Below are 25622 nucleotides of genomic sequence, written 5' to 3'. Positions count from 1 at the left end.
GCCTCTATGATTGAAAGTAGACATCCTCCTTAGCACGAATGTTTCGTGCAGAATGGAGGAGTCGCTTGAAATTTCCGTATCTTCCCCGTTACTTTCGCCGTATCCGTAGCGTCGGCATAATTCGCGAATGGTATGGTGCCAAGGCCGATAGACGAGCCTGGTATGACCCACAGTATCACCCACCCTCGCACATGAAGCGTCCCGACCAGACACTCTTTATTGGTTCATGGGACGACATCGAGATCGCGTATCGCCGCTTTGATCGTCATGCGTGGATTCGCAGAGAGGTGCTTGATAGCCAAAAGAAACTGAAACGTCTTCATCGGCGGCGCGAGGCTCGTCAGCAGCGAGCGCGCGAGAAGCGTTGGGGGTAACCCAAACAGTTCGTCATAGGCTTCAATCATGTCTCATCTGAGAGGGAGATCCAGTATGCGTGCACAATTGTATTCTCTTCGCGAACTGCCTGTCGGGTGCGTCAGCATTATAGCCCGTCCACGCGGTGGTGACTGGCTGCTTGATGAGGTTACCGCCCAGCACGAGGCAGGCGTCCATGTATGGGTCTCCCTGCTCACCTCTCTGGAGGTCGAGGAGTTCGAGCTTGCAGAGGAAGCTGCATTCTGCAAAACCCAGGACATACTCTTCTTTTCCTTCCCCATCATCGATCGTAGCGTGCCGCCTCTCAATGATCGCACACTGGCACTCTTACAACAGCTTGATGAACAGCGCATGCAGGGGAAGCACATTGCTCTCCACTGTCGGCAAGGGCTTGGGCGGGCCGCGTTAATGGCGGCAAGTCTGCTCGTGGTCGCTGGCTGGTCGACTGAGAAAGCATTCGAGCAATTGAGCAGGGTCAGAGGCTACCCAGTGCCGGAGACCGAGGAGCAGCGAGCCTGGGTGGCGTCTTTTGCGACCAGGTACTTCATTGAGTAAGTGATGCAACTTTCACACATTACCAGCTTCCATGATGCTTCTATGACGAAAGGATGAGCTATGTCTGAAACAGTTGCTTTTATGCTCCCTGGTATGGAGCGGGTACAGGTACGCAGAGACCTTGCCTGTGACGACTCCCCACGGCTCAAGCCGGGGGCTTCTCAGGAGGCTTGCGCTTCCTGATGGCTCCGTCCGAGCCAAAGAGCTTTTATGTTGAGAGCGGCGTTGTGGTCTCTATCTCGTTCACAGCCACACTCACAAGAATGCCAACGTTCTGAGAGTGTCTTCTTGCGAACCGTGCCACAACTGCTGCACACTTGACTGGTATATTTGGGGTCAACTAACACCACCTGCACCGTACCAGCGTTCTCAGCTTTGTACTGACAAAAGGCGATGAATTGATTCCAACCAGCGTCCAATATACTTTTATTCAAGCCAGATTTCGCACTGGCACCATTAGGAAGATACTTACCTGTCTCTGCGTCTTGCTTGGGCTTGGCTCGTTTGGAGAGGTTAGAAGGCGCGATATCCTCAAAAACGATGGTTTCGTAGGTGTTGACCAAACGACGCGACCACTGATGCAGATAGTCTTGCCTCTGATTGCGAACCTTCCTATGCAGCTTTGCTACACGCTGTATAACCTTCTTACGACGCTTAGAACCCCGTTTCTTTCTCGACAGACCTTGTTGAGCTTTGGCGAGCTTCTTCTCTGCTTTGCGAGAGTGGCGTGGGTTTTCAATCACGTCGCCAGTGGAGAGGGTTGCCAACTTCGAGACCCCAAGATCAATACCCACGGCATCATCGATGTAGGGCGTGCGTGGGCAAGCTTGCACTTCACAGGCCAAACACACGTACCAGCATTGCCCCTCTCGCTTGATGGTACATGTCTTCACAGTGCCAAGCACCTCACGGTGTAGCTTGAGCTTCACATGCCCAATTTTGGAAAGCTCAATCCGCCCATTCTTGAGGGAGAAGCCGGCTTGTGGGTACGTAAAGCTATCGTAGTGATTGCGCCCCTGAAAGCGTGGGAATCCTGGGGTCTCATGGTTGTTCACACGTCGAAAGAAGTCTTTAAACGCTTTCTCTACCCTCTTCAGCACATCCTGCAACACCTGAGAGTGGATGTCCTTGTACTCTTCCCTGATCTCCTTGATTTGAGGGAGTTGATTGGCTTGCGCATTGTAGTTTGTGCCCTTGCCAGTGTACTTATACATCTCTCGACGCTCTTGTAAAGCGGCATTGTACAGCTCGCAACATCTAGCAAGGGTCCAATCTAGCTTCTCACGCTGATTCTTGGTGGGGTAAAGGCGAAACTTAAAGGTCTTGAGAGCCATGCGGTTTCACCTGCTCTTTCTTGAGGGCTTCACCTACTAAGCGATCAAGCACTTCTACCATGCTTTTCTTTTGCAGAGCCGCAAGAAGTCTCAAGCTGTCGTGTGTTTTGACCCACATCTTGATAGTCGTTTGTTCTTCTCTATGTCTCTTCATGGTTGTAATTATACAACATTGTGAGCATAAATACAAGTGTAGCGTTCTCCCCTACCACCCTATCCACCCACAAAAGGAACGGCCCTCATATCCCTATGGCTAAAGCCAAGGGTTTTACGGGCCGGTTTGATAAACACATGCGGAGAGATTCGCCAAGTAAGCATTCTTGCCGTACCAGGATCTGTCCTCTAGGATCTATACAAAAAAGCCCGCCCTGTACTTTCGGCAATTGTTCCTTTGCATACAGAAGTTTCCCCCGACGGAAACTATGCCCTTTTTCTGGCTGATCACGCAGTTGAAGCGCAGCAATGCAGGTCTGTCCTCCATAGAAGGGACCGTGAATAGCTGACATCGTAGGCCACAACCAATCCTCAAGATCATCAGCGACCCAAAGCTTCTCCCAACGTGCTGGATAAGAAACAGTGGTAATATCCTTTAGTGCAATCGGTTTACCATCAAAATCAAAGACAGACATACAAATATTCCAGGCAGATGTCTCGACAGGACATTCGCAAAAAAACAGCACAATGGAGGTATCAAAAACAAAGGAGCAAAAGAACAGTAATCAAATAGATGCGCAATCATGATCAAATGTGCGCAACAAGCACACATTTCTCCGCATTGACATGCAAACGCTATCATGGTATGATACACGCACCAATCAAGAAAAAATGTTCTAATACAAAACAGTTCACGTCTCTCGCGAAAGGGGATCTCTCCTCATCAGGAGAGATGGGGGTGAAAGGAAAGAAGGTCTTCATGATCCTGTGCAAAAAGATCAAACTGGACCTCAGCGAGCAAGACATGGCCACCCTTGAGTTCATGCAAGGCAAATGCAGAGGCCTCTACAATTGGTGGGTGATGAAACTGCGAGACGGAGAGAAGTGGCGCTTCAACGCCTGCAAGAAGACGCTGGCTGAGAGCCGTGCCTATGATCCTGAACTCAATCAGGTGTATGGGAAACTGCTTGCCGAAGTCTACTATCGCCTGGATGCAGCCATGCAAGCCTTCTTTCGTCGCCTCGCCAATGGGGAAACGCCGGGCTTTCCTCGCGTGCGCCCTCGCCATGGCTTCTTTACCCTCTGTTATCCGGCGATGTATCTCACGCTCGAGGGAAACACCCTCATTCTGCCCACAGGGGGCAAGGGCAAGCACAAACAGTATCCCGCTATCCGTGCCGCACTCACCGAAGAGCCTCCCGAAGGCTTTGGAGAGGTGGCCATCAGTCGCGATGGCAGGGGAAACTACTACGCTTCCTTCGGCTATCGACAGCCCGAGCAAGCCAAACGCGACGGTGATACTGTGGCCTTCGATCTGGGCATCAAGACGCTGGCAACGGGCGTCACGGAAGAGGGCCGCTTCTATCACATCGGTGGGTTCAAAGGCTCGCGTTGGTACAACAAACAGCTTGATACACTGCGCTCCAAACGCAGCAAGTGTAAAAAGAAATCCCGCCGCTTTCTTCATCTGAGCAAGGTCTATAAGCGCGTATCGCAGAAGAAGCGCAACAAACAGCGCGATAGCCTGCATAAGGCATCGCATCTCATTGCACGACGATTGGTTGAGAGAACTGTCGTCGTGGGGGACCTTTCCCAGCGGCAAATGGTCATGAAAGAGCATCAGGAGCGCAAGAAGGCCCTCAATCGGGCGGTCTACAACGACTGGGGCCTGTACGCCTTTGTCCAGATGCTCACCTACAAATGTCAGGTGTATGGGAAAGAGCTTCACGTTCTAGATGAGCGCAACACCTCCAAGCAGTGTAGTGGCTGTGGCAATCTGCAAGCCATGCCACTGCGCAAGAGGACGTATCGGTGCGCGGAATGCGGACTCGTCATGGATCGAGACGACAATAGCGCCGTCAACATCTTGATGAGGTTCCTTGCCCGGCGAGGGCCACACACTCAGGCTCGTCCTGAGTGCGGTGTGCTGCAGACGACCCAAAGCGGCGTAGGAGTCATGGGGGCTTCCCGTGAGGGGCACGTGCAGCAATTGAACCTGTTCGATAGTGTATAAACACATTTGAGTAGATTTAGAATGGCAGATACTACGATGTCCCCTTCGCAACTCGTATTGAGTGAAGTGTTCTAGTGTCTGAGCATGGACCAATTGTACATTGTGTTCCGCCAACCCATCATCGCCCACACGACCTTTAACAAGTGTAGTGAACAGGTGCCTCTGTTCTATAAATGTACCAAACCATGGTTCCCAGTCTATAAATATTCTTTCTACGTCGTCACTCTCATCAATACATCTCTCCCATGTTTGCTTGATCCTTCTGACCAACTCCCAGTGTGGGGAAGTGGATGAATCGACAACGTAAAAATCGAGCAGCTTTTGAACGATGGGACCGCCATCGCGTGTGGCATCGACAGCCAGTAACCAGGCTGATTGTTCTGCATAATAGTTCAGATTGATATTGTAGAAAGCTTTATATGCGAATGAAACACGATGTTCTTCGACTTGAGCATTTTCTACATCGATGATGAGCATAGCAAGGGGAAAATCCATAATCTGGCCCGCAAAAGTTCCATAATTGTGCGGCATCAGACAAACGACAAAGCCGAAACGACCATCTGACCCTGGACAGAGTGAGGTGAAGAGAAGGTTTTCAACCAGTGGAAAATCGGGCAGCACAAAAGAAGATGTATAGACGGAGTTAATATGCACACTAAACGCTCCTGAGTTCCCCCAAACTGGTAGGTACTCGTTTGAAATGAAGTGCTGATGTTTGACTATGAGTAAAAGGAAAACAGCCTTAAAGGATATCTGCTGTTTATTAGACTGGATGTATATAAAGTGTAGTATAAAAGGAGCAAATATTCCAGTGTTGAGATCAAACAATCAAGGCTTTCCAGGCCTAAAAGAGGAGGAGAAAATTAGAATAGGAAAGCCCTGGGAAAACGGCTCCCAATCTGGCATACTTGCATTGAGAATGGTAAACTAAGATTCTCTGCAACAGGCTTGATGACCTGAAAACTGCTAGGTTTGTGTTTTGAGAAAAATCTCCGCAATCTCATTGAAGAGTGAGTGAAAGTCTGCTCTGAAAGGGCCTTGCTTGTAAGTATCAGAAATCCTTTTTGGTCACCAACTCATAGGGCTTGTTCTTCAGTTCGCCGACTTCTTTCGTGGCTCAAATTTCGACTTGATAATGGTTTCGAGAGATTATTTACATGTAAAAGAGGAATATGATGAATTTGTTTATTCGACCTTTCTCTCCTGATGATCTGGAAGACGTGGTTCAATTATCACTGTTAGCGTGGGCTCCCGTTTTTCACTCATTCGAGCAAGTGCTGGGGAGCAAAACCTATTCCCTCGTGTGGCCCGATTGGAAAGAAACCCAGAGGGCCGTCGTTGAAAAGATTTGTCAAGAGCACGAGAAGACGCTTGTTTGGGTTGCAGAAACACATGGAATGATTACCGGATTTATCGCCTGCACCTTAAATAGTCAGGAAAATGGTCAGGATGATACAGGGGAAGTAGATTTGCTTGCTGTGCACCCTGAGTATCAAAACCAGGGAATAGGGACGGCATTGAACCATTTTGCGCTCGAAAAGATGAAAGAAAGCGGCATAAAGCTTGCTATTGTGGGGACTGGTGGAGATCCAGGCCATGCACCCGCCAGAAGAACCTATGAAAAAGCCGGATATACTGCTTTACCAATAGTTCGGTATTATCAAGCCTTGTAGAAGTGGACGTATTTCAACGCCAATGACAACGGTACGAATTTACAACGTATCAATGGAAGAAGCTAGATGTGAAGCGGCTTGCCCAGGCATATTCCTACCAGTGCTCAAGCTTGGGGGCAAATGCTCACATTTGAGAGCAAAATCGGGCAAGGTTTCGGATCTGGCTCACTCTTGGTGATTTAGGTTGCTTGCTATTTGCGACAGAAGCATGGGTTTTCATCTTTGCCCTCTGAGCGGTCAGTTTGCCCTCAATCTTGAGCAGCACAGCCATTAGCGGCATATCAAGCCGCTCCACAAGCGAACATATGCACACCATTTTGTCAATTTGGCACAGGAGAAGACAGGCAAATTGAAGATACTGTTAGCGCCAGCAATCTTTGCGAGAGAAGGCTATTTTGTTGTAGTATAGACGTATGACTATGACTAACAATGAAATCTCCGGTGGTATTGTCCACGAATTGCCAGAGGACTTACGAGAAATCCTCGCTTCTGACGCGGAGGCGAGAGCCTCATGGGAGGATCTTACGCCTCTTGCGCGCAATGAATGGATATGCTGGACGATCTCCGTGAAAAAACCAGAAACCAGAAGGCAGCACGTTGAAAGGGTGCGCACGCAACTCAAAGAGGGCATGCGCCGACCTTGTTGTTGGATGGGCTGTATTCACCGCACGGACAAGTCAATAAGCCCGTCGGTGCAGTGGGTGCTCGATAAACAATCTAAAAAGTCATCATAAATGATGACTTTTATAGAATAAGGGCTCATTTTGCTTTTGACTTGTTCAGCACCACAGCTTCCAGAATGAGTGCTTTTAACGCGGCTTCATTGATGGTGTCACCTTCGTGAAAGTCGATTGCACGAACTGTTTTGCTATCTAGGCGCGTGTTAAAGAGCTTTTGCGGATCTTTCATCTGAGCACCCTTGGGGAATGTTAACCTTACGGCGTTCTTGAGAGTATCGCAAAAGCAGAGTATTCCATCATGAGACCACACGGGGACTCCCTCGGGTCTTGAAGGCTTTTTCCACTTCACTTCTTCAACTAAGGCAGGATCAGCTTGCTTGATTAAAGCGCGCAGCCGTGACAACATCTCACCCCGCCAATCGTCATACTTTTTGACTATGATGTTTATCTGCTGAGCAGCAGACGTGTCTTCCATATGCACCTCTTTCTCTTATGGTTGCTACAGCATTCTATCATTACCATCTTTCTTTGTGGTTTGAAAGAGACCGGGCTCATGGGGTTGGCGAACTGGCGAACCCGATCCGGGATGCGGGATCGGTACCTTCCTTTCCTGCCTTTCTAAATCTACTCAAATGTGCGCGAAGCCCATTCGAATAGATCCAATTGCTGCACTTACCCCTCACAGGATGCCTCCATGGCATCTACGCCGCTTTGGGTCGCCTGCAGCACACCGCACTCGGTAAGCCGAGTGTGTGGCCCTCGCCGGGCAAGGAACCTCATCAAGATGTTGACGGCGCTATTGTCGTCTCGATCCATGCTGAGTCCACATTCCGCGCACTGATACGTTCTTTTCCACAGGGGCATGGCGTGCAGATTTCCACAGCCACTACACTGCTTGGACGTGTTGCGCTCATCTACGAACTGAAGCTCTTTCCCATACAGCTGGCATTTGTAGGTGAGCATCTGGACAAAGGCAGACAAGCCCCAGTCGTTATAGACTGCCCGATTGAGCGCCTTGTTGCGCTCCTGATGCTCTTTCATGACCATTTGCCGTTGAGAGAGATCCCCCACGACGACAGTTCTCTCAACCAATCGCCGTGCGATGAGATGCGACGCCTTGTGCAGGCTATCGCGCTGTTTGTTGCGCTTCCTCTGTGACACGCGCTTGTACACCTTGCTCAGATGAAGAGAGCGACGGGATTTCTTCTTGCACTTGCTACGTTTCGAACGTAGCTTATCTCGTTGTCTGTTGTACCAACGCGAGCCTTTGAACCCACCGATGTGATAGATCCGGCCCTCTTGCGTGACGCCAGTTGCCAGCGTCTTGATGCCCAGATCGAAAGCCACGGTGTCACCATCGCGTTTGGCTTGCTCGGGCTGTCGGTAGCTGAAAGAGGCGTAGTAGTTGCCCCTGCCATCGCGACTGATGGCCACCTCTCCAAAGCCTTCGGGAGGCAGTTCCGTGAGTGCGGCACGGATGGCAGGAAAGCGTTTGTGCTTGCCCTTGCCTCCTGTGGGCAAGATGAGCGTGTTTCCCTCACGCGTGAGATACATCGCCGGATAACACAGGGTAAAGAAGCCATGGCGAGGTCGCACGCGGGGAAAGCCTGGGGTTTCCCCATTGGCGACCCGACGAAAGAAGGCTTTCATGGCTGCATCCAGGCGATAGTAGACTTCGGCAAGCAACTTGCCATACACCTGATTGAGTTCAGGATCATAGGCACGACTCTCGGCCAGCGTTTTCTTGCAGGCGTTGAAGCGCCACGTCTCTCCGTCTCTGAGCCTCATGACCCACCAATTGTAGAGGCCTCTGCATTTGCCTTGCATGAACTCAAGGGTGGCCGTGTCCTGCTCGCTAAGGTCAAGCTTGATCTTTTTGCACAGGAGCATGAAACCCCTTCTCTTTCAACACCACCCCGAAAGGCGGAAAACATCTTCTCTTGCCAGAAACAGAAGATGCCCTGATGTAGAACATTCTTTCTTATTTGATGGGTGTATCATACGATACTATCGTCTCTCTGTCAACGTATACGAATGTGTGCAACAAGCGCACGTTTGATCATGTTTGCGCATCGTTTTGATTGCTGTTCTTATGCTCCAAAGAAAAAGGCAAAAGAATTGGCAAAGCTGCTTCAGGCAGAGCGGCCCGATTATCCCTATCTCAAAAGCGTCTTCCGTGCGTTACGTGAGGATCTGGAGATCGCGATCCCTCGCAAAGAGGCGCGGCTCCCAGATGTCCCCACGGAGGACGACATTCGCCGCTTCTATCAGGCAGTATGGAACTGCCGAAATTTTGCGGATATGGTGCTCATCAAAACCTTATTCTATACAGGTATCCGAGTCAGCGAGCTGGTGGCAATACGCCTCGATGAGGTCGATGTCGAGCGTTGCCAAATTCGCATTACCAAAGGGAAAGGGAGCAAGGACCGCCAGGTTCCCTTTCCGCGCTCCTTTCGCGAGCTGCTCGCGCTGCACATGGAACAGGTGCAGGCCCGTGGGGCCGTATACCTGTTCGAATCCGTGCGCAGACGCAGATACACAGATCGAGGGGTGCGCAAAATGTTGACCCGCTACGCGACCCAAGCGGGCATTACACGTTCGATGTCTCCACACAAATGGCGGCACTTCCTTTTCACCTGGCTCAAAAAAGAGGGCATTAACGATGCCCTGATTCAGCCCTATTCAGGGCATGCCACACGTCAATCACTCGAGGTCTACTCCAGACTTTCTCTGGCTGACGCTCAACCGTCTTACAATCAAACCATGGAGCGCTTCCCGATCCAGTAGAAGAGCCGGTAGACACGTATGTTCTCACTTATTCGAGAAGAAAGGCAATGTATTGATGTCTCAAACAAACACACCTGATGCATTCAAATATGCGTCCTGGACTATCTATGGTGATAAAGACAAGGAAGTCATCATCAAAGATTTTCTCCAACGGTGGAAGGGCTTCACACCAGACATTCTCGCCCATGTGCTTCAAGAAACAAAAGAAGACATGCATGATAAACTGTTCGTGCTCTCGGTACTCGGATACTTGGCCCCTCCAGAAGCCTGTGCTCTTCTGCTCCCTTTCGTGCACTCACACAAACGAAGTGAGCGATGGATAAGTACGCTTTCTTTGGGTCAACTCAAAGAGCCGATAGTGTTTCCTCTCCTTCAACCCATGCTTCTAGAAGAGTTGCTCAATCCTAAGGCTCTCGAGAATGAAGCTTTTGATGATTATGATTGGTATATGTCACGCCGACTTGAGATAGCAACCCTCCTTGGAAATTGGGAAAATACGGATGCCATTGCTTCATTATGCGAAGCTCTTCGGCAATGTTGGGCCATGGCAGCCAATCCAGACGTTTATTTTGGCGATTCGCCATCATCAATTTATTGGTATTACACCTCTTATTTGGGATGGTGGAGTCCCTTTATGAATAGCCTGGCTTATGCGCTTGGTCGACTAGACGCACAGGAAGTACTTGAGATGCTCATCTTACCGCCCGCACATTTGCACATTGCAAAATTATATTTTGTGTATGGAGCTTTAAAGGAAATAAAGGACAGAAATTTATTACAGGAGCGGTGGTCGCGCCTCTTTATTGAGAGGCTCGTTGTTCAGCAGACCGATGGTACCATAAGGACACGCTACTATCCTCTTGACCAGGTGATACAGACACTGCAACGTTGTTTTCATCTCTCTACGGAGGAACAAACAGCATTTCTTCATCAGACCTTGATTGCATACCGTCAGACAATGTATGAGTACTATCCGCGCAACTCTCCTGACTATGAGGAACGTTTTTGCTCCCCGGACCTGGGAGACCTGGGTCCTTTTATTTACTGATGATTTAAAGATACGTTGACTGTATTCAAACAAGCAATGAAGCACTTTCCGACCCAATACAAGTGACACGGTACGTGTGCTCTTTTAAATTAGAGAAGAAAGGAAATCTATCATGCCTCAGATAGACATACCAGATGCCTTTATACAGGCAGCGATCCTTGTTCATCTTGATGAAGATATAGACAATACTGCCAGAGTTTTTTATCAAGAATGGAAAGGAGCAACACCAGAGATTATCGCGCGTATTCTTCAAAAAACGGAAAAAGTCTTCCTCAGTGATAGAGTCTTCGCCCTTGCAATCCTTGCGTACCTTGCTTTTCCAGAAGCGCCTGCTCTTTTACGCCCATTCCTTCACTCACCCAACCGGGCCGAGCGCTGGGTGAGTACAATCGCGTTGGCCCTCCTCAAAGAGCCGGCTGCATTCCCTCTGCTCCAACGGCTACTTCTCGAAGATCTACTTAATCCTAGGGCTTATAAAGATGCGTCCTATTTTGATCACTACTGGCATATGGGACGTCGTTATGACATCGCCCTGCTGCTTGGTGATTGGGGAAACCCAACCGCTATTCCAGTTCTCTGTGAGGCCATTCAGCAATGTCGGGCGTATGAAGTAGACCCGGATACCTATTGGGGAGAGTCATCGGACATCCTACAAGATTATAGACTCTGTCTTGAAGACTATTTATTGTTGTTAGACAGATTGGCTTTTGCCCTTGGGTGCCTCAAAGTTCATGACGCACTCACAACCCTCTCCCTCCCCCCTGCCCACTGGTCATATGTACAAATCTACTTTCTCTTTGGAACCTTGCATATTCCAGGATCTCACTCATACCCAACCTTTGTTTGGCCTCCTGTTCGAGAACAAAATGACGGGACATTAGAAATCCCTCACATACCCCTTCCTCACGTCCTCCAGGCACTTGAAACGCACTTCCATTTTTCTCAGGAAGAACAGATTGCCTTCCTTCATCAAGTCAAGCGAGCAAGAGCCGAGCGATATGATGAATGCTACCCATACAATACTCCCGGATATAAGGAGCGCTTCGAAATCTTTGATGATTTGATGGGGCCTTTCTAATTCGTGACTTCTTAGGAAGAGTTCTTTCACCTTTTCCAATCAAGCCATGGAGCGCTTCCCGATCCAAGAGAAGAACAGAGAGGTGATCCTTGTGCTTTATATGCTGCTTCTACCCGCTACCTTGCGGCTGGTGACAGATCAGTAAACGCCTTTGCGCTAACGTTACGTAAATGCCCTTGAGAAGCCTCCGCAGCTATAAACTGGTAGTGCTTAGGGACGTTAAACGTTTACGTTACGCCGTACGCATCACTGGAGTGACAGTATGCTCTGGTAGTTCATAGCTCAGTACGCTAGCCACTGACGTTTACGTTACGTTGAATGCCAATGGTTAAAAAGCTTACGTAGCGCTACCCCTACACCGAAAGTGAGCAAGACCCTTAAAATCCGTCGAAGTTTCAGCTTATTTACCACTACCTCCATAGCGCGTTGTGTCGATCTCTTCCAGAGCTGCGACGACAAAGCGTTCCGCTCAATTCTGGATCCCGCGAATTACATCCAATGTGGGCAAACACCTTATCCCAATGCCTATGAGGCGACCCGCCCCTGGCTCAATTACGTCCATGTGAAAGATGCGGACGCCGAGGGCAAGGTCACGCCCGCCGGTGAAGGCGTAGCGTGCTGGCCTGAACTCTTGCAGCGCCTGCGGGCCGACGGCTATGATGGCTTCCTCTCACTGGAGCCTCACCTGGCCAACGCCAGCAGGTACAAGGGTTTCAGCGGGCCGGATCTCTTCCGCCGCGCCTCTCAGGCCTTGCAGAGCATGCTCCAGGCCATGGACTGGCTGTACGCTTAATTTCCCCCACGCTCCACTCTCGCCCATGGACGGGAGTGGGGCGTGAATCAAAGCGCCCCGGTCTAAGCGGGTCGAAAGACAAAATTTGCGGGGGAAACGAGCATAGCAGGGATTGTCTGTCTATAACGTAATGAGATAGGGAAAGTACTTTTCGGCCTTTACTCCTATTCAAGCGACCAGCAATATGGGATAATGTATAGATGAGTTTCTATTTTATTTAAAATGACCGAGGAACAGAACATCTATGCAATGTCGTATTTGTAGGGCCGAGGTGCCGCAGGACGCGCCCTCTTGCCCAGTGTGCCATGCCTCCATAGTGGAGAATGCCATGGCAAATGTTCAAGGAGAGGTGGCGGGCGAGTCCGCGCCTTATATAGAGTATGCGGCACCACCTGCCTATGCCGTACCGGGTAATCCGCCCTACCCGCCGCCGTATCCACCTCAGCCTGGAGCCTATCCACCACCATTTCCCTATGCGCCTTTCCCGTATCCTCCCCTGGCACCTCAACCTAAGCCAAAGAATAGCCGCAAAACGCTGGTAATAGTGCTCGTCTCCGTGCTCGCGGGAGTGATCATCTTAGGCGGCTGCGGCTTGTTTTCTCTCAACTTCTTACGCGGGCTTCCTCCTAGTAACCTTGCTTTGCCCTCACAACAGAATCAAGCTCATGCCGAGGCGCTCTACCAGCAGGTGATAAGCAAGACGCCTACCACCAGCACATCACTATCAACCCTGGGAGAGAGCGACTGGCTAAATTATGATAGCACCAATGGAACCTCCTCCTGTCATTACAAAGATGGTGGCTATCACATCACAATAAATGATCCTAATCGCTATTACTACTGCTCAGATGCCGATGTCCACGCGAATTTCGCGGTTCAAATCGATATGTCGATACTCAGCGGGTACGCTGGAGGGATTGTGTTACGCATTAATACGCTTGATCCTTCTTACTACGCCATTTTCATAGGTCAGGATGGCTCTTACAAGATTATGAAGCGAGATGGAGATCATTCAAGCTATATTGAACAGAACGCATATGATGCGAGCATTGAGACTGGATACAACCAAAAAAATGTTGTGACGGCCATTGCCCAGGATAACGAGCTCTATTTTTATGCCAATGGACAATTCCTCACGCACATAACTGATAGCGACTATACTAAAGGTGCGCTCGGTTTAACCGCATTTGAACAAGGACAGATCACAGAGGTGAGCTACTCCAATCTCAAGATCTGGAACTTATGACAACCCTTACCTTACATTGAGTAAGAGTCTAGAGGTGCAAGCATGAAATGTCATCAATGTCAGACTGAGTTTGCGGCGGGGGCGGCCTTCTGTTTCAATTGCGGGGCGCCAGTGGTCGAGGAGGCACCCGCTCCCTCTGAGCGCATTATCTATGACGAACTGCCGGAGAAGTCGATATACCAGGAGTATAGCGCGCCTACGCAGGCGCCTTCTCACTCAGCAGCGCTGCCCCTGACTGGTACTGGCGATGGCGCGGCAGTGATGCCAACGCTGCCACCCGTTATGCCGGTGCCACCAGTACCAGTTGCTCCACCTATGCCAGCGCTAATCGCGCCTCCGCCATATCCCCCTTACCGCGTATCTGGCGAGCAAACATCTCCTCCCTCTACAGCACAAGGCCGCGCGCATGGCAAGAAATGGATGATTATTGGCGGTGCCATCGCCCTGGTGTGCCTGGTCATATGCGGCGGGAGCGGTCTGCTCGTCTTCTCGCTCCTACAACAAGGGAACATGCCCGGTACGAGCGCACAGACAAGCCAGAATGATCCCAGGGCACTTTATACCCAGATCATGAGCAAGAAGCCGACCTATACAGACGATTTTGATGGGACTGGCGTTGGGCACTGGAATGCCTATGAGCGCACAATGGAGAGTTGCCGTTTTCAAGACGGCAGCTATCATGTGTCTGAGAATCAATCTGACCACTGGTATTACTGTGGTACAGCCCAATTTTATTATGACTTTGCCCTCCAGGTAGATGCCACAATCCTGCAAGGTGATCGAGCAGGCATCGTTTTTCGCACCAGCCATGGCAGCAACGATCAATCAAAATATATTTTTGTATTTGATGGCCAGGGCAATAGCGAACTCCAGGGCTATGACGCGAGCGGTACACAGAAAATCCTGCAATCCAACCTGGCGAACAGGGCTTTCAAAGCTGGCCTGGGACAAAAGAACATTATTACGCTTATCGTTCAGGGGTCGACCGTGCATTTCTATGTGAATGGCACATTTCTGTACACCTGCACCAACCTTACAATCGATGGTGGCGATATAGGACTTTATGCGCATAGCCAGGCACAGCCAACCGAGGTTAGCTATGCACACGCCAGAATCTGGATTTTGTAGGGCTGCTATTTAATGCCGATGCGGACTTTATAGCTAAAGTACCAGGGCAGAGCCTCGGAACCGATATAGCGTTGCGCGGCCTCCCTGAGTTGCGCCAGGTCGATCTCCTCTTCGGTGATGGTGTTGAGCTTGAATTCGTGGCTATCTCAGTATATATCTTGAAATACTTTTTTATCTTCTTATACAGGTATTGCTGCCTGCTTGGATACGGTATTGATTGTCAAGAGGAGAAATAGCTCAGCTTGTCAAAAGACAAAAAGACTCGGGTATTGGAGAACGCGACCAGGACGTGCTCGAGTGTTTAGGCGGCATCCTGTTGTCTACAGAGCGGATCAAAGTCTTTCTGATGAGTGACAAGCGCAGAAGCCAGATGCAAGAGTTTGCGCGCGGCTGCACAACGGGCAACTTTTGTTGGCTTCCCTCCTGCTCTCAGCCGGTCATAGAAGGTTTTGATAACAGGATTGAAGCGGGCTGCCGACAACGTCGCGAGGTAGAGTGCTGTTCTCAGGCGCCCATTCCCGCTATGGCCGATACAGGGGCGTTGATGCACACTGGTTCCTGATGCTCTCGGCATAGGAGCTAAACCTGCATAGGCGACTGCCTTCGAGGCGTCGGCACAGAGCGTAAAATTCATGGTAGCGACCACGATCCATGTGGCTGTGATGAGCCCAATACCTGGAATCGTTTGAAGCCTGGCAATATTCTTTGCCCACGCCCGGGCATGCGTGTTGTCTTCTCCAGGAGGGGGGTTGCTCCTCCTGCGCTGATGGCAGCACGGTGGCCAGCTCTGCTTCTATCTGGGCAATCTGGGCGGTGAGGGTTTGATCCAGGGCCTCCATTCGTTGGCGGACGTGGGGAACCACGACCGGATTGTGTTGAAGGCCGGGCCGCCGCATTCCCCTCGCCTTCAGGCAGGGGTTAGGCGGCCCCTCTCGCTCTATTCTAGCATGGTATGGCATACCATGCTAGAATAGAGCGTATGAGAGAACAACATACGAAGCATGCCATATATAAAATAGCATACCATTTTGTATGGTGTCCCAAGTATCGCAAGACTATTCTGGTGGGGAATATCGCCACGTTTATTGAGGAAGAAATCAGGCGATTATGTGAGGCGAATACTTGGGAGATCGGCGCACTCAATGTACAGGAAGACCACGTTCACCTCTTTTTGAGTGCGCCACCCGCTATTGCGCCCTCTCTCATTGTTAATACCCTCAAAGGGATTACTGCGAGACAAGTCTTTAAGCAGCATCCCGAAGTCAAAAAACAACTGTGGGGTGGGAATTTCTGGTCTCGCAGTTACTACGTTGGCACCGTCGGAGACATGACCGAGGAAACCGTCAAAAAATATATCGAGTTGGGACAAGGGACATGAGAAAAACGTACAAGTACCGTTTAGCTCCCAATAAGACGGTGGAGAACAAACTCCATTGGGTTCTGGCACGTTGTCGAGAACTCTACAATGCGGGTCTTTCCGAGAGGAAGGATGCTTACCGTATGGCGGGCAAATCGATCACCTACTATGATCAACAAAATGTCCTTCCAGAGATCAAGGCAAAGATCAGAGAAGAGTATCAGGATATCGCTGCTCATGTCCTGCAAGATGTGTTAAAACGACTGGACAAGGCATTTCAACGGTTTTTTGATCGCTGTGCCAAAGGCCAGAAACCAGGATACCCGCGTTTTCAGGGTCGTAACCGCTATAACTCGTTTACCTACCCGGACGGCGCTGGCTGGAAATTGGATCAACAAACACGCCCGCCTGATAAGAAGGGCATGGTCAGAGTCAATCTGAAATTGACGAAGATTGGAACAGTGAAACTGCACCTGCATCGAGACATGATAGGCAAAGTCAAAACCTTGACCATCAAGCGCGAGGGAGAGCATTGGTATGCCTGTTTTAGCTGCGAAGTGGACAAGCCGGAAGCCTTGCCTACCAGCTATGAGGATGTAGGGATAGACCTGGGTGTGACTCACTTTGCCGCCTTGTCCAATGGTGAATTCCTTGAGAACCCGCGCCATTATCGGAGAGCAGAGAACAAGCTCAAGAAGCTACAAGAGTCCTTGTCTCGCAAGAAGCGCGGCAGTCATCGCAGAGCGAAGGCAGTGAAGCGCGTGGCAAAGGCCCATCGTAAGGTCCGCAATCAGCGTGCCGACTTCGCTCACAAAGCCTCAAGAAAGCTCGTCAATCGCTATCAAGTGATCGTGCTTGAGGATCTCACCATGGCCAATCTGGTGAAACAGCCCAAGCCGAAGCAGGACGAAGAGACAGGACAGTATTTGCCTAATGGGGCGGCAGCCAAAGCGGGATTAAACAAATCAATAGCCGACGCTGGTTGGAGTCAATTTGTGGGAATGTGTACGTACAAGGCAGCATGGGCCGGGCGTACTCTCGTACAAGTTGATCCTAAGTACACCAGCCAGATTTGCCCGAATTGCGGGAATGTACGCAAGAAGACGTTAGAAGAGCGGTGGCATTCTTGTACGTGTGGGTGTGAACTGGATCGGGATACGGCCTCAGCGAAGGTCATCCTCGATATCGGACGAAAACAGCTTTCGGTCGGGACGCGGCCAACGCGGGCAACTGCGTAGAAGCCTCTCCATTCTATGGGGAGGTACGTTCACGAGCATGAAGTTGGTTGCGCACCTGGCCACGCATCACGAGTAGACTATCTCTTTGGGTCAGCCGCTGTTCCAACTCCTCGTAGATTGTGGGAGGAGGCGTCCACACATCAGGTTGAAGAAGAGATGCGAGCTGGGTGAGCGTTTGAGCATCGATGGCATCCGTTTTCGCCCGTTTGAGGAGGGACGCGGGCAAAATGATGTGCCTGGGCAGAGTTCACGATACTGACCACGTATCCAAGGCGCGCCAGGAAGGTCGCCAGAGACAACCAGTAGATCCCTGTGGCTTCCATGACGACAAGCATGCGATCTGGCTGAGCTCCCGTCCTGAGAAGTCGCTGATGCAAAGAAGAGAATCCTTCAGGAGTCTGTTCAATGGTGATAGGTTTGCTTGGCTTCTGTTTTGGAGCTTGCCAAGCAATGGTCGCGGTAAGGGCTGCAATATCCACACCAACGAAAAGCTGATACTCAACAACATGTTCACGCGCCTGCATGGTACTCTCCTTTCGTACGCTCGACCTGATTGTATCGTTCCTGGCAGGCTGTCATCTACGCTCATGATACGTGGTCAGAGCCACATGATACGGTTCAGGCTGCCGCCGTGCCGAGAATGTCAGGGATTACTCTCGCGCCACGCGATCAATGTCGCAAGCGGGAAAACAATCTCGCTGCCATCCTGGAACACTGTCCCTATTAAATGAGCGGGAAAAATGGCACGAAAATATGTTATCACCCCTCTATGGGATCATCTTCCAGACAAAACATGTTTCCGTCTGAGGTGGAAATTTAATTTATCTTGCTCGTCAAAATGAAAGCAGAAGAAATTTGTATCTATTCAGTAGCTTCATGCATAAGAGACAAAGCATGCACGCGCTTTCGTTTTTGAGCTTGATATGGCTGCGAACATAACAGCATTTGCACGTAATAAATCTTTTTACGCCACCCATCTGAATAGTTACAAATATTTTATTTTTACAAATTACCGGTCTTTGGTAGGCCTGAGCGTAGCTCAGTTAACCATTGTGCTTGTGTGAGTTCGTATCTACGCTGTAAGGCATTCCACTTTCGAAAAGAGCATACATATTGCAATCCTACTTTCTCAAGAACACGTTGTGAGGCTCGATTCGCTTCTTGCGTGATACCTACAATTGAATCAAGGTGAAGAATCTGAAAGCCATAGAAGAGGCAAGCAGTTGCAGCCTCAGTTGCATATCCATAACTCCAAAATTTTGGATCTAGTCTATAGACTAATTCCACTGCTTCGTGTACCTCAAGCCCGCAAAGTCCAAGTACCTCTTTTGTTTCCCTTTTATGGACACTCCACAATCCGAAACCATGCTGTTCCCAGTGATGCAAAAGTGATGTAAGGCGTTTCGAGATTGCTTCTGATGAAAATACACCTCCTTCAAATTGTTGTACTAGTTCATTCTGCCAGAGTGGTCTGAAGGTTGTTAGCTCTTCTTGTACTAAAGGGCAAAGTATTAGTCTTGCCGTTTCAATTACTTGTTTGCTCATTTACAATTTCTTCCTTACTGCTCCGCCAGCAATTCAAGACGTTTCTCGACAATGGCATGTGGATCTGATGGAAGATAACCACCCTTCTTCTCAACGATTGGCATCAGTTCCTCCATCTCATCACACAAGCGACGGAGGGCTGCGATCTGCTCTTCTTGCGTCGTGTAGAGCTCAATACGTGAAGCTTTTGTAAATTGGGCACGTTCGCCTTTCAGGGCGGCTTGCGCTTCACGTATACTGTCCTCAAGCCAGATCAACAAGGTATGGAATTGAGTCGGGTGGTTCTTGAGCAGGTTCTTGGCATTGCCCGCAGCAATCATCCAAAAGAAGCCAACATGCATCGAAGCCCGTTGGATACACTCCTCAACGCTTTCGGGTTCTAGAGCGGGCGGCTTAGGAAGATCCACTTTGTCAAAGAGTAAGTGGCATGGATATTCCTTATGTGCTTTTGCCTGGGGAATTAGCATCCAATCCACGTTCTGCCCCGACTCCTGATAAGCAACATAGGTGAATGTCCCTCCCATGATATTGTTCCTATGCGCATCATACATGATCCCAGGGGTGCCGAACTGACTGAACAGGGCTAGGCGCTCAGGCGTCGTCCTTGCTCCATCCGGCCAAGGGGTGGCACACAGATGCTCACTGTACGCATCAGCAACCACTACGTGAATATCCAGATCACTCAACCAGGTTTGCTTACCGCGCCCATAGCTACCCGCTAACCAGGCAGCCACAAAACGTTCATCATGACGCAGACGCTCCGAAATCTCTGCCAACAGGCGCTCCCGTGCATGGACAAAGGCAGTTCTTTTCCTTGACATGATCTTTCAAAACCTCTTCCCTAGAAAAAACAATCTCAAACCTCAATGGTGGTTGTACTACGACAGGCGTTCTTAAAGCAAAAACAAAAAATTCTCACGATGCTTTTCACTAATGCATTTCGTGCCCGATGTCCTGCCCCTGATGACAGTAACCTTCACCACTCCACATCTACAAATGGAGGCATTTTCTTTATTATCTGGCTCAAAGCCCAAGGAATTGACGATGCCCCGATCCAACCGTACTCAGGGCATGAAAGTCGGCAATCGCTGGGAATCTACTCGCTCCTCTCTTTAGGAGAGGCACAGCCGGTGTATGAGCAGGCAATGGAGCGTTTTCCGATCCCATAAATCTGGGAATTGAGAAACTCACGATTGAGAGAACTCTACTTGGCCTTTGAGTAGTAACGGATCGCACCGATTCGTTACTACTCAGGAGCCTTACATTGCGCTGCTATCTTTGGGTGATATCCATTGCCTCTTTTACTATTGCTAACCGTGTCTCCACAGCAGTTCTAGGAGAGAAAGGCACATAGCCCCCCATCTCTACTACAGCAGGCATCAGTTCCTCCATCTCATCGCAGAGGCGGAGCAAGGCTGTAGCCTGTTCCTGCCAGGTAGCATAAGATACGGAATAGCGTTTGCCCAGATACTTCAGCTTCTCCCCTTGAAGTGCTGCTCGAACATCAAGGATGGAGAGATTCATGATGAGAAGGCACCAGTGAAAGTGTAAGAAATCGTGACGGACGAGGTTCGAGATGCCGGCTGTGGCGAACATCCAGAAACCACTTACATTTTTGCTCATCCGCTCAACCCTCTCCTCTTGTGTCTCCGGCTCCTCTGGTTTTTCCAGCGGAATACCAACTTTATCAAAAAGGAGTAAGGAGTCATGTTCTCGTTGTGCTCCAACTTCTGGAATCAGCATCCAATCAATATTGATGGCTGATTCGGCGTAAAGCACATAGGTAAATGCTCCTCCTGCTGGTGCGTTCTGATGTGCATCATAGATTACCGAAGGAGTGCCAAATTGCTTGAAGAGTGCCAGTCGCTTATCCGTTGTACGCCCGCTTTCTCTCCAGGAACTCGCACAAAGCGCTTCGCTGTAAGCATCGGCGACGACGACGTGCAGATCAAGATCGCTGAACTGGTTCTGTGTGCCGCGCCCAAAGCTGCCAGCGAGCCATGCCGCAAGAAAACGCTCATCTTCTTGTAGTGCTCTGGTAACCTGGTCGAGAAGGGCGTCGCGTGCAGCTGTATATTGCCTGGTATGTGACATGCAAAAATCTCTTTCCTTAAGAAAATGGAGAACTATTACAACACTATCTGAGGGAAATGGAGGTCCCGACATAAAAGCCCTTCTCAATTCCGGTAAGAGCGCCCCTGCTCCTAGCGAGATCTAGAGAGGCAAATATGGCGGGAACCCAGAGGGTCACTCTAAAAGGTCACTCAATCGAGAGCCAGACCTCGATGATTGACATCGGATCATCGGGGACCTGGCCCCTCTGGGCTACGAGCTTCCTCATCTCCTCCTGCATTTCCGTGCAAAGCTGCCTGATCAGTGCCACCTGCTCCGCTCGCGTCGTGGCAAAGGGCATGTTCAAACGCTGCCAGTGCAGCGTCTCTCCTGCAACGCGCTGTTTCACGTCCTGCAACAAGTAAGCATTGCCAAATATGAAGCGATCTCCCATGATGAGGTCTCCGCGCAGAACATACTTCATACTGATAGATGTCATCATCCAGAAGGTGCTTACATCGCGTGACGCGAGCCGGAGACGCTCTTCTGTGGATTCTGAGGCTGGCGGCGCGCTGGGAAGGCCAACTTTATCGAGCAGCAGGCGGCACTCTTGTTGTGGGATTTGCGCGTCTTTTTGCGGAATCAGCACCCAGTCAACCGTCATGGCCGTCTCGCGATAGACGACGTGATTGAAACATCCCCCGTTGGCGGAAAGCCAGGAGCCTCACACAGGACCAGCGGTTGACCAAACTGCTTATAGAGAGCAAGTCGCTCGGCGCTGGTAACGGTTCCCACCTGCTGTGGACTACAAGCGCATAACTGTTCCGCGTAAGCGTCGGCGACCACGATGCGCAGGTCAAAATCGCTCAGCTCATCCCCTTCGTTTCGCCCAATGCTGCCAGTGAGCCAGGCTGCGACGAAACGCTCATCGTTGCGTAAAAAGGCAAGAATCTGCTCCAAGTATTCATCTCTGTTGCGGGCATAGTCTCGACGCGAATATGATGACATAATGTTCCTTTCCTATCTTTGTGAATCCGTTTGTAATGCTCCCGCTTCCAGCCCGGTGTCGCGCCTGCGGCGCTCTCACGGTTTCTACAATGTGAGAATTCATATGCTAAGCATGGGTTGTACACACACTTTTACGGGAGAGAAGGAGAAAAGATGAGGTGCCAGAGATATGCACAAAAAGCATCCACGTGCTGTTTAGCAACGGGAGGCAACTTCAGAGGATTACGAGACAGCGAGAGGTGAGCGATGCCGATCCTTGCGATGAAGCTGCTAATGTGATGCCATCCTATCATTGAGACGCAAAAGAAAATCCTGTTGCCCTACAGCAATAGTGTAGCTTTTCTCCTGCTATCTCTGGCACACATTAGCAATGACCCGGCATAGAAAGCTCCTTTGGGGAAAATTTTGTATCTATAAAGTATCGAGATCTATTTTAACAAATATGAACGAATAAAGTCAAATTGGATGTTTCTGCTACATTTGAGTCTCCTTCGTTTAATTGGGATCCCGACATAAAAAGCTCTAGAATCTGCTAGGGGCAAGATAGCTCTTACCGGAATCTAGAAAGGTTTTTATGTCGGGACCCTATATTATGCTATCCATTGATTGACATGGCTGCTACGCATCTAGTATCCTGGAAAGATCGCAACGCATGAGTTCATTTTGGCTCTAGATTGGATGAGAACGATGATTCCGCAAAGCGTTTCCCAAAAAATTCTGTTTCTTTTCCCTATGCCTATTTGTAGACAAGCTAGTAGCTGGAACTGGGTGATTTATTACTGACGAACCAAGAGCGCTCGCTCTGGAAATAGACACAGGAGATAACATCTCCTGATGCTCCTTGATGTTGCGTTGGTCTCAAAGTAATATCTTCATCTCCGTACAACTTGTGCTTCTTGGCTGATCCTCGCCTCTTGCGACTGGATCTTTTTGTGTTGTCCACAACTTCCATATGGCCGTGGTCCTCCCTTTTCCTTTTTCTTTACTTTTGGCAAATTTTTACATTTCCCATGCAAAAAGAAAAAAGGAAAAAGGATGTCTTCATTTTCAGATCATCAAGCGAATGATTACAAAGCCAAGCAAGCGAGAGGCGTATCTCATAAACGCCGGCTTCCTCTTGCTACACGCTCGTAGAGCGAGGGTTCTTTGTACACATTGAAGAGGCACGTCGATGGGCCATGGCTGGAAAGGTTTTGGTGAACGATCAGCGTTTGGACAAGCCAGGGATGCTTGTTCCTCGTGATGTACGTATTCACGTGCGTGGAAGATCACGCTACGCAAGTCGAGCTGGATACAAATTGGAAGCAGCCTTGGATGCATTTGATATCAATGCGACTGGGCAGATAGCTCTTGACTGTGGCGCTTCCACTGGAGGATTTACTGATTGCCTTTTGCAACGAGGAGCAACATTGATCTATGCAGTTGATGCCGGCTACGGCCAACTCCTTGGTCGTCTACGCGTTAATCCTCGGGTGCGAAATTTTGAGCGAACCAATCTGAGTGATCTGACATTGGATATGTTACTTCCTCCACCGACGTTGATCACACTAGACCTTTCTTACCTTTCTCTCACCAAAGCATTGCCTGTTGCAACAGCGTTGCTTGCCCCCCAGGGGCAGATCTTGGTACTTGTGAAGCCGCTCTTCGAGGTTGAAAGTGCTCATGCGAGGCGGACGGGACACATTGACGATGTCACGTTGCTGGTTGAAGCGCTTCAACAGGTATTGGAAGCAGGAAGGACGTGTGGGCTGAGCATACAGCGCATTGTCAAGCTGGCACTCAAACCCCGCCATGGCGTTCACGAATTCTTTGCTTCATTTGCTCACCGTCCTGGTATGCTTGATTGGCAGTATGATGAGCACTCACTGCTTGATATGATTCAAGGACCAGGTGTTGGTGAGGCGCAAGAAGAATAGCCGCATTTTTCATTGCTGGAGAGATGGAGCTTTGCTCCATCTCTCCATTTATGTGGCCGTCGAACATGCTAATAGTCAGTCCACTTTGAAACTTATGCATGCTGAGAGAAAATGGGAGAAGATCTGATGGGACGAGCAGCTCAGATGTATGAGCTTTATCCCTCCTTCAAACTGGACTGACTATTACGAGCAGACACGGCTTGCCTCCACCTTATCTAACCGCGCCAGAAGACCCCTGTTGCGCAAACATGGGGATGAATGGCGCGCTCCTTTCTTGGGGTGGATAGGGCAGTGCAAATTGTTGCCTTTTTACACCGTAACTGCTATAATGTAGCCTATGAAACAGAAACGCGCTTTCAAGTACCGCGTGTATCCCACGCCAGAACAACAGCAGATCCTTGCTCAAACCTTTGGGTGCTGTCGCGCGCGTCTATAACTGGGCATTGCGCAAGAAAACCGATGCCTATTACAACGACCATCAGCGACTCTATTACAAAGAGTTGAGTCTCCTGTTGACTGACGTGAAAAAGCAAGAAGAGACACACTGGTTGAATGTCGTTTCTAGCGTGCCCTTGCAGCAAGCTCTTCGTCACCTGGACAAAGCGTTTCTCAACTTCTTTGAAGGGCGTGCCAAGTACCCCACCTTCCACAAAAAACGCAACAAGCAATCCGCCACCTATACCGCCAACGCTTTTACCTGGCACAATGGAGCTCTCACCCTCGCCAAGATGAACGAACCCCTTGATATACGCTGGTCGCGCCCTCTGCCAAAAGATGTAACCCCTTCGAGTGTGACCATCTCCAAAGACTGTGCTGCCCGCTACGCGCATCAGCATCCTTGTGGAAGACGAGATTGAGCATGTGCCTGCCAATGAGCAGGCGATTGGAGCTGATCTTGGTTTAAAGTCCTTTGTGGTCCTCTCGACAGGCGAAGTGGTGGGCAATCCCAGGTTCTTCCACAAGGATGAAAAGAAACTGGGCAAAGCCCAACGTTGTCATGCCAGGAAGAAAAAGGGCTCGAAAAACCGAGACAAGGCACGTCTCAACGTAGCACGCATTCATGCCCGTATCGCTGATCGCCGCCGTGACGCGCCTGCACAAACTTTCGACCCGACTCATACGCGAGAACCAAGTGGTGTGTGTCGAGTCGTTGGCAGTCAAGAACATGGTCAAGCACCCAACCCTCAGCAAAGCGATCAGCGATGTGGGATGGAGCGAGTTTGTGTCCCAACTCGAATACAAGGCCAACTGGTATGGTCGAAACGTGGTCAAGATTGACAAATGGTATCCTTCCAGTAAGCGCTGTTTCGATTGCGGTCATCTCCTCGACTCCTTACCACTTGATGTCCGTCAATGGGACTGCCCAGAATGTGGCGTCCATCATGACCGCGATATCAACGCTGCAAAGAACATTGTGACCGTGGGGCTCACGGTCCTTAACGCCTGTGGAGAGTCTGTAAGACCTGGACGGGCTTTGTCTCGTTCAGGCAAAACTCAGCGAAGCAGGAAACCCTAGAGGCGACTCGAGGAATCCCCTGGCTTTAGCCCTGACACTTATACACAAATATGTGATCTTGAGAAAGAACACGGAAGTGATGCGCTGCAGGTGCCTCGTTTTCCCTTACACGAGAGGTGACACCCT

At 49.9% G+C, this 25622-nt stretch carries 24 protein-coding genes and 2 pseudogenes; 15 read left to right on the top strand and 11 right to left on the bottom strand.

What is annotated here, in order from left to right; genetic code table 11:
- Nucleotides 1-65: 65 nt before the first annotated feature.
- Nucleotides 66-374 (top strand): hypothetical protein, encoded by a 309-nt coding sequence (locus tag KTE_RS34470; protein ID WP_201389707.1) that lies wholly within the window; start codon nt 66-68, stop codon nt 372-374.
- A 55-nt stretch (nt 375-429) separates the two neighbouring features.
- Entirely contained in the window at nt 430-930 is a 501-nt protein-coding gene (locus KTE_RS34465; RefSeq protein WP_201389705.1) for a dual specificity protein phosphatase family protein, read from the top strand.
- 161 nt (nt 931-1091) lie between these two features.
- On the opposite strand, the gene KTE_RS34460 is transcribed toward KTE_RS34465, so the two are convergent.
- Nucleotides 1092-2264, bottom strand: coding sequence for an RNA-guided endonuclease TnpB family protein (locus KTE_RS34460; protein ID WP_201389696.1), 1173 nt, complete (start codon nt 2262-2264; stop codon nt 1092-1094).
- Nucleotides 2265-2503: 239 nt separating this feature from the next.
- Nucleotides 2504-2893, bottom strand: a complete 390-nt coding sequence (locus tag KTE_RS34455) for a hypothetical protein (RefSeq protein ID WP_201389694.1) — start codon at nt 2891-2893, stop codon at nt 2504-2506.
- A gap of 284 nt (nt 2894-3177) precedes the next feature.
- On the opposite strand from KTE_RS34455, the gene KTE_RS34450 reads away from it, so the two are divergent.
- The 3 genes from KTE_RS34450 (at nt 3178) to KTE_RS50005 (ending at nt 6838) form a co-directional block, all read left to right on the top strand.
- Nucleotides 3178-4431 (top strand): RNA-guided endonuclease TnpB family protein, encoded by a 1254-nt coding sequence (locus KTE_RS34450; RefSeq protein ID WP_201389692.1) that lies wholly within the window; start codon nt 3178-3180, stop codon nt 4429-4431.
- A gap of 1172 nt (nt 4432-5603) precedes the next feature.
- Nucleotides 5604-6104 carry a GNAT family N-acetyltransferase gene (locus KTE_RS34445; RefSeq protein WP_201389690.1) on the top strand — a complete coding sequence of 167 codons (501 nt, stop codon included), beginning with the start codon at nt 5604-5606 and terminating at the stop codon, nt 6102-6104.
- Between the two features lie 413 nt (nt 6105-6517).
- Nucleotides 6518-6838: a YdeI/OmpD-associated family protein gene (locus KTE_RS50005; protein WP_374226838.1), complete on the top strand. Its 321-nt coding sequence runs from the start codon at nt 6518-6520 to the stop codon at nt 6836-6838.
- Between the two features lie 25 nt (nt 6839-6863).
- Here the strand turns inward: KTE_RS50005 and KTE_RS34435 are convergent, their stop codons facing one another.
- Nucleotides 6864-7259, bottom strand: a complete 396-nt coding sequence (locus KTE_RS34435; RefSeq protein WP_201389686.1) for a DUF1801 domain-containing protein — start codon at nt 7257-7259, stop codon at nt 6864-6866.
- Between the two features lie 197 nt (nt 7260-7456).
- Nucleotides 7457-8674 (bottom strand): RNA-guided endonuclease TnpB family protein, encoded by a 1218-nt coding sequence (locus KTE_RS34430; protein WP_201389684.1) that lies wholly within the window; start codon nt 8672-8674, stop codon nt 7457-7459.
- 171 nt (nt 8675-8845) lie between these two features.
- Between KTE_RS34430 and KTE_RS34425 the strand changes: the two genes are divergently transcribed.
- The 6 genes from KTE_RS34425 to KTE_RS34400 all read left to right on the top strand — a co-directional run bounded on the left by KTE_RS34425 (nt 8846) and on the right by KTE_RS34400 (nt 14864).
- Entirely contained in the window at nt 8846-9571 is a 726-nt protein-coding gene (locus tag KTE_RS34425; protein ID WP_374226837.1) for a tyrosine-type recombinase/integrase, read from the top strand.
- A 55-nt stretch (nt 9572-9626) separates the two neighbouring features.
- A complete protein-coding gene (locus KTE_RS34420) occupies nt 9627-10619 on the top strand; it encodes a HEAT repeat domain-containing protein (protein ID WP_201389672.1) in 993 nt (330 codons plus the stop codon).
- Between the two features lie 112 nt (nt 10620-10731).
- Nucleotides 10732-11697 carry a HEAT repeat domain-containing protein gene (locus tag KTE_RS34415; RefSeq protein WP_201389670.1) on the top strand — a complete coding sequence of 322 codons (966 nt, stop codon included), beginning with the start codon at nt 10732-10734 and terminating at the stop codon, nt 11695-11697.
- Nucleotides 11698-12061: 364 nt separating this feature from the next.
- Nucleotides 12062-12490 (top strand): sugar phosphate isomerase/epimerase, encoded by a 429-nt coding sequence (locus KTE_RS34410; protein ID WP_201389669.1) that lies wholly within the window; start codon nt 12062-12064, stop codon nt 12488-12490.
- 328 nt (nt 12491-12818) lie between these two features.
- Nucleotides 12819-13736, top strand: a complete 918-nt coding sequence (locus KTE_RS34405; RefSeq protein ID WP_201389667.1) for a hypothetical protein — start codon at nt 12819-12821, stop codon at nt 13734-13736.
- A 42-nt stretch (nt 13737-13778) separates the two neighbouring features.
- Nucleotides 13779-14864 carry a family 16 glycoside hydrolase gene (locus KTE_RS34400; protein WP_201389665.1) on the top strand — a complete coding sequence of 362 codons (1086 nt, stop codon included), beginning with the start codon at nt 13779-13781 and terminating at the stop codon, nt 14862-14864.
- Between the two features lie 301 nt (nt 14865-15165).
- Here KTE_RS34400 and KTE_RS34395 read toward each other — a convergent pair whose 3' ends face one another.
- Nucleotides 15166-15546: a transposase gene (locus KTE_RS34395; RefSeq protein ID WP_255553047.1), complete on the bottom strand. Its 381-nt coding sequence runs from the start codon at nt 15544-15546 to the stop codon at nt 15166-15168.
- 297 nt (nt 15547-15843) lie between these two features.
- Here KTE_RS34395 and tnpA point away from each other — a divergent pair, with 297 nt between their 5' ends.
- Together tnpA and KTE_RS34385 are read left to right on the top strand one after the other, a co-directional pair.
- Nucleotides 15844-16242 (top strand): IS200/IS605 family transposase, encoded by a 399-nt coding sequence (tnpA, locus tag KTE_RS34390; RefSeq protein WP_201379051.1) that lies wholly within the window; start codon nt 15844-15846, stop codon nt 16240-16242.
- Nucleotides 16239-17459, top strand: coding sequence for a transposase (locus KTE_RS34385; protein WP_236600798.1), 1221 nt, complete (start codon nt 16239-16241; stop codon nt 17457-17459). Before tnpA ends, KTE_RS34385 begins: the two co-directional genes overlap by 4 nt.
- Nucleotides 17460-17599: 140 nt before the next feature.
- Here the strand turns inward: KTE_RS34385 and KTE_RS34380 are convergent, their stop codons facing one another.
- The 6 genes from KTE_RS34380 to KTE_RS34355 all read right to left on the bottom strand — a co-directional run bounded on the left by KTE_RS34380 (nt 17600) and on the right by KTE_RS34355 (nt 22064).
- Nucleotides 17600-17983, bottom strand: a complete 384-nt coding sequence (locus tag KTE_RS34380) for a transposase (protein WP_201389664.1) — start codon at nt 17981-17983, stop codon at nt 17600-17602.
- Nucleotides 17984-18461: 478 nt separating this feature from the next.
- On the bottom strand, nt 18462-19004 hold the full coding sequence (locus KTE_RS34375; RefSeq protein WP_201389662.1) for a GNAT family N-acetyltransferase: 543 nt from the start codon (nt 19002-19004) through the stop codon (nt 18462-18464).
- A 14-nt stretch (nt 19005-19018) separates the two neighbouring features.
- Nucleotides 19019-19825 carry a nucleotidyltransferase domain-containing protein gene (locus KTE_RS34370; protein ID WP_201389660.1) on the bottom strand — a complete coding sequence of 269 codons (807 nt, stop codon included), beginning with the start codon at nt 19823-19825 and terminating at the stop codon, nt 19019-19021.
- A 451-nt stretch (nt 19826-20276) separates the two neighbouring features.
- Nucleotides 20277-21098 carry a nucleotidyltransferase domain-containing protein gene (locus KTE_RS34365; RefSeq protein WP_201389658.1) on the bottom strand — a complete coding sequence of 274 codons (822 nt, stop codon included), beginning with the start codon at nt 21096-21098 and terminating at the stop codon, nt 20277-20279.
- 166 nt (nt 21099-21264) lie between these two features.
- Complete coding sequence (locus KTE_RS34360; RefSeq protein WP_201389656.1) at nt 21265-21720, bottom strand: hypothetical protein; 456 nt, start codon at nt 21718-21720, stop codon at nt 21265-21267.
- The gene (locus tag KTE_RS34355) at nt 21717-22064 is read right to left on the bottom strand and encodes a hypothetical protein (protein ID WP_201389654.1); all 348 of its coding nucleotides are present in this window, start codon (nt 22062-22064) and stop codon (nt 21717-21719) included. The genes KTE_RS34360 and KTE_RS34355 overlap by 4 nt, the downstream gene beginning before the upstream one ends.
- A 1136-nt stretch (nt 22065-23200) precedes the next feature.
- Between KTE_RS34355 and KTE_RS34350 the strand changes: the two are divergent.
- Together KTE_RS34350 and KTE_RS50000 are read left to right on the top strand one after the other, a co-directional pair.
- Nucleotides 23201-23980, top strand: a pseudogene (locus tag KTE_RS34350) (TlyA family RNA methyltransferase); the annotation flags it as partial.
- Nucleotides 23981-24317: 337 nt separating this feature from the next.
- A pseudogene (locus tag KTE_RS50000) lies at nt 24318-25496 on the top strand (RNA-guided endonuclease InsQ/TnpB family protein).
- The last annotated feature ends 126 nt before the right edge of the window (nt 25497-25622 follow it).

The organism is Ktedonobacter sp. SOSP1-85 (assembly GCF_016587415.1).
Classification (GTDB): domain Bacteria; phylum Chloroflexota; class Ktedonobacteria; order Ktedonobacterales; family Ktedonobacteraceae; genus Ktedonobacter.
This window is presented reverse-complemented; position numbering and strand designations above follow the sequence as displayed.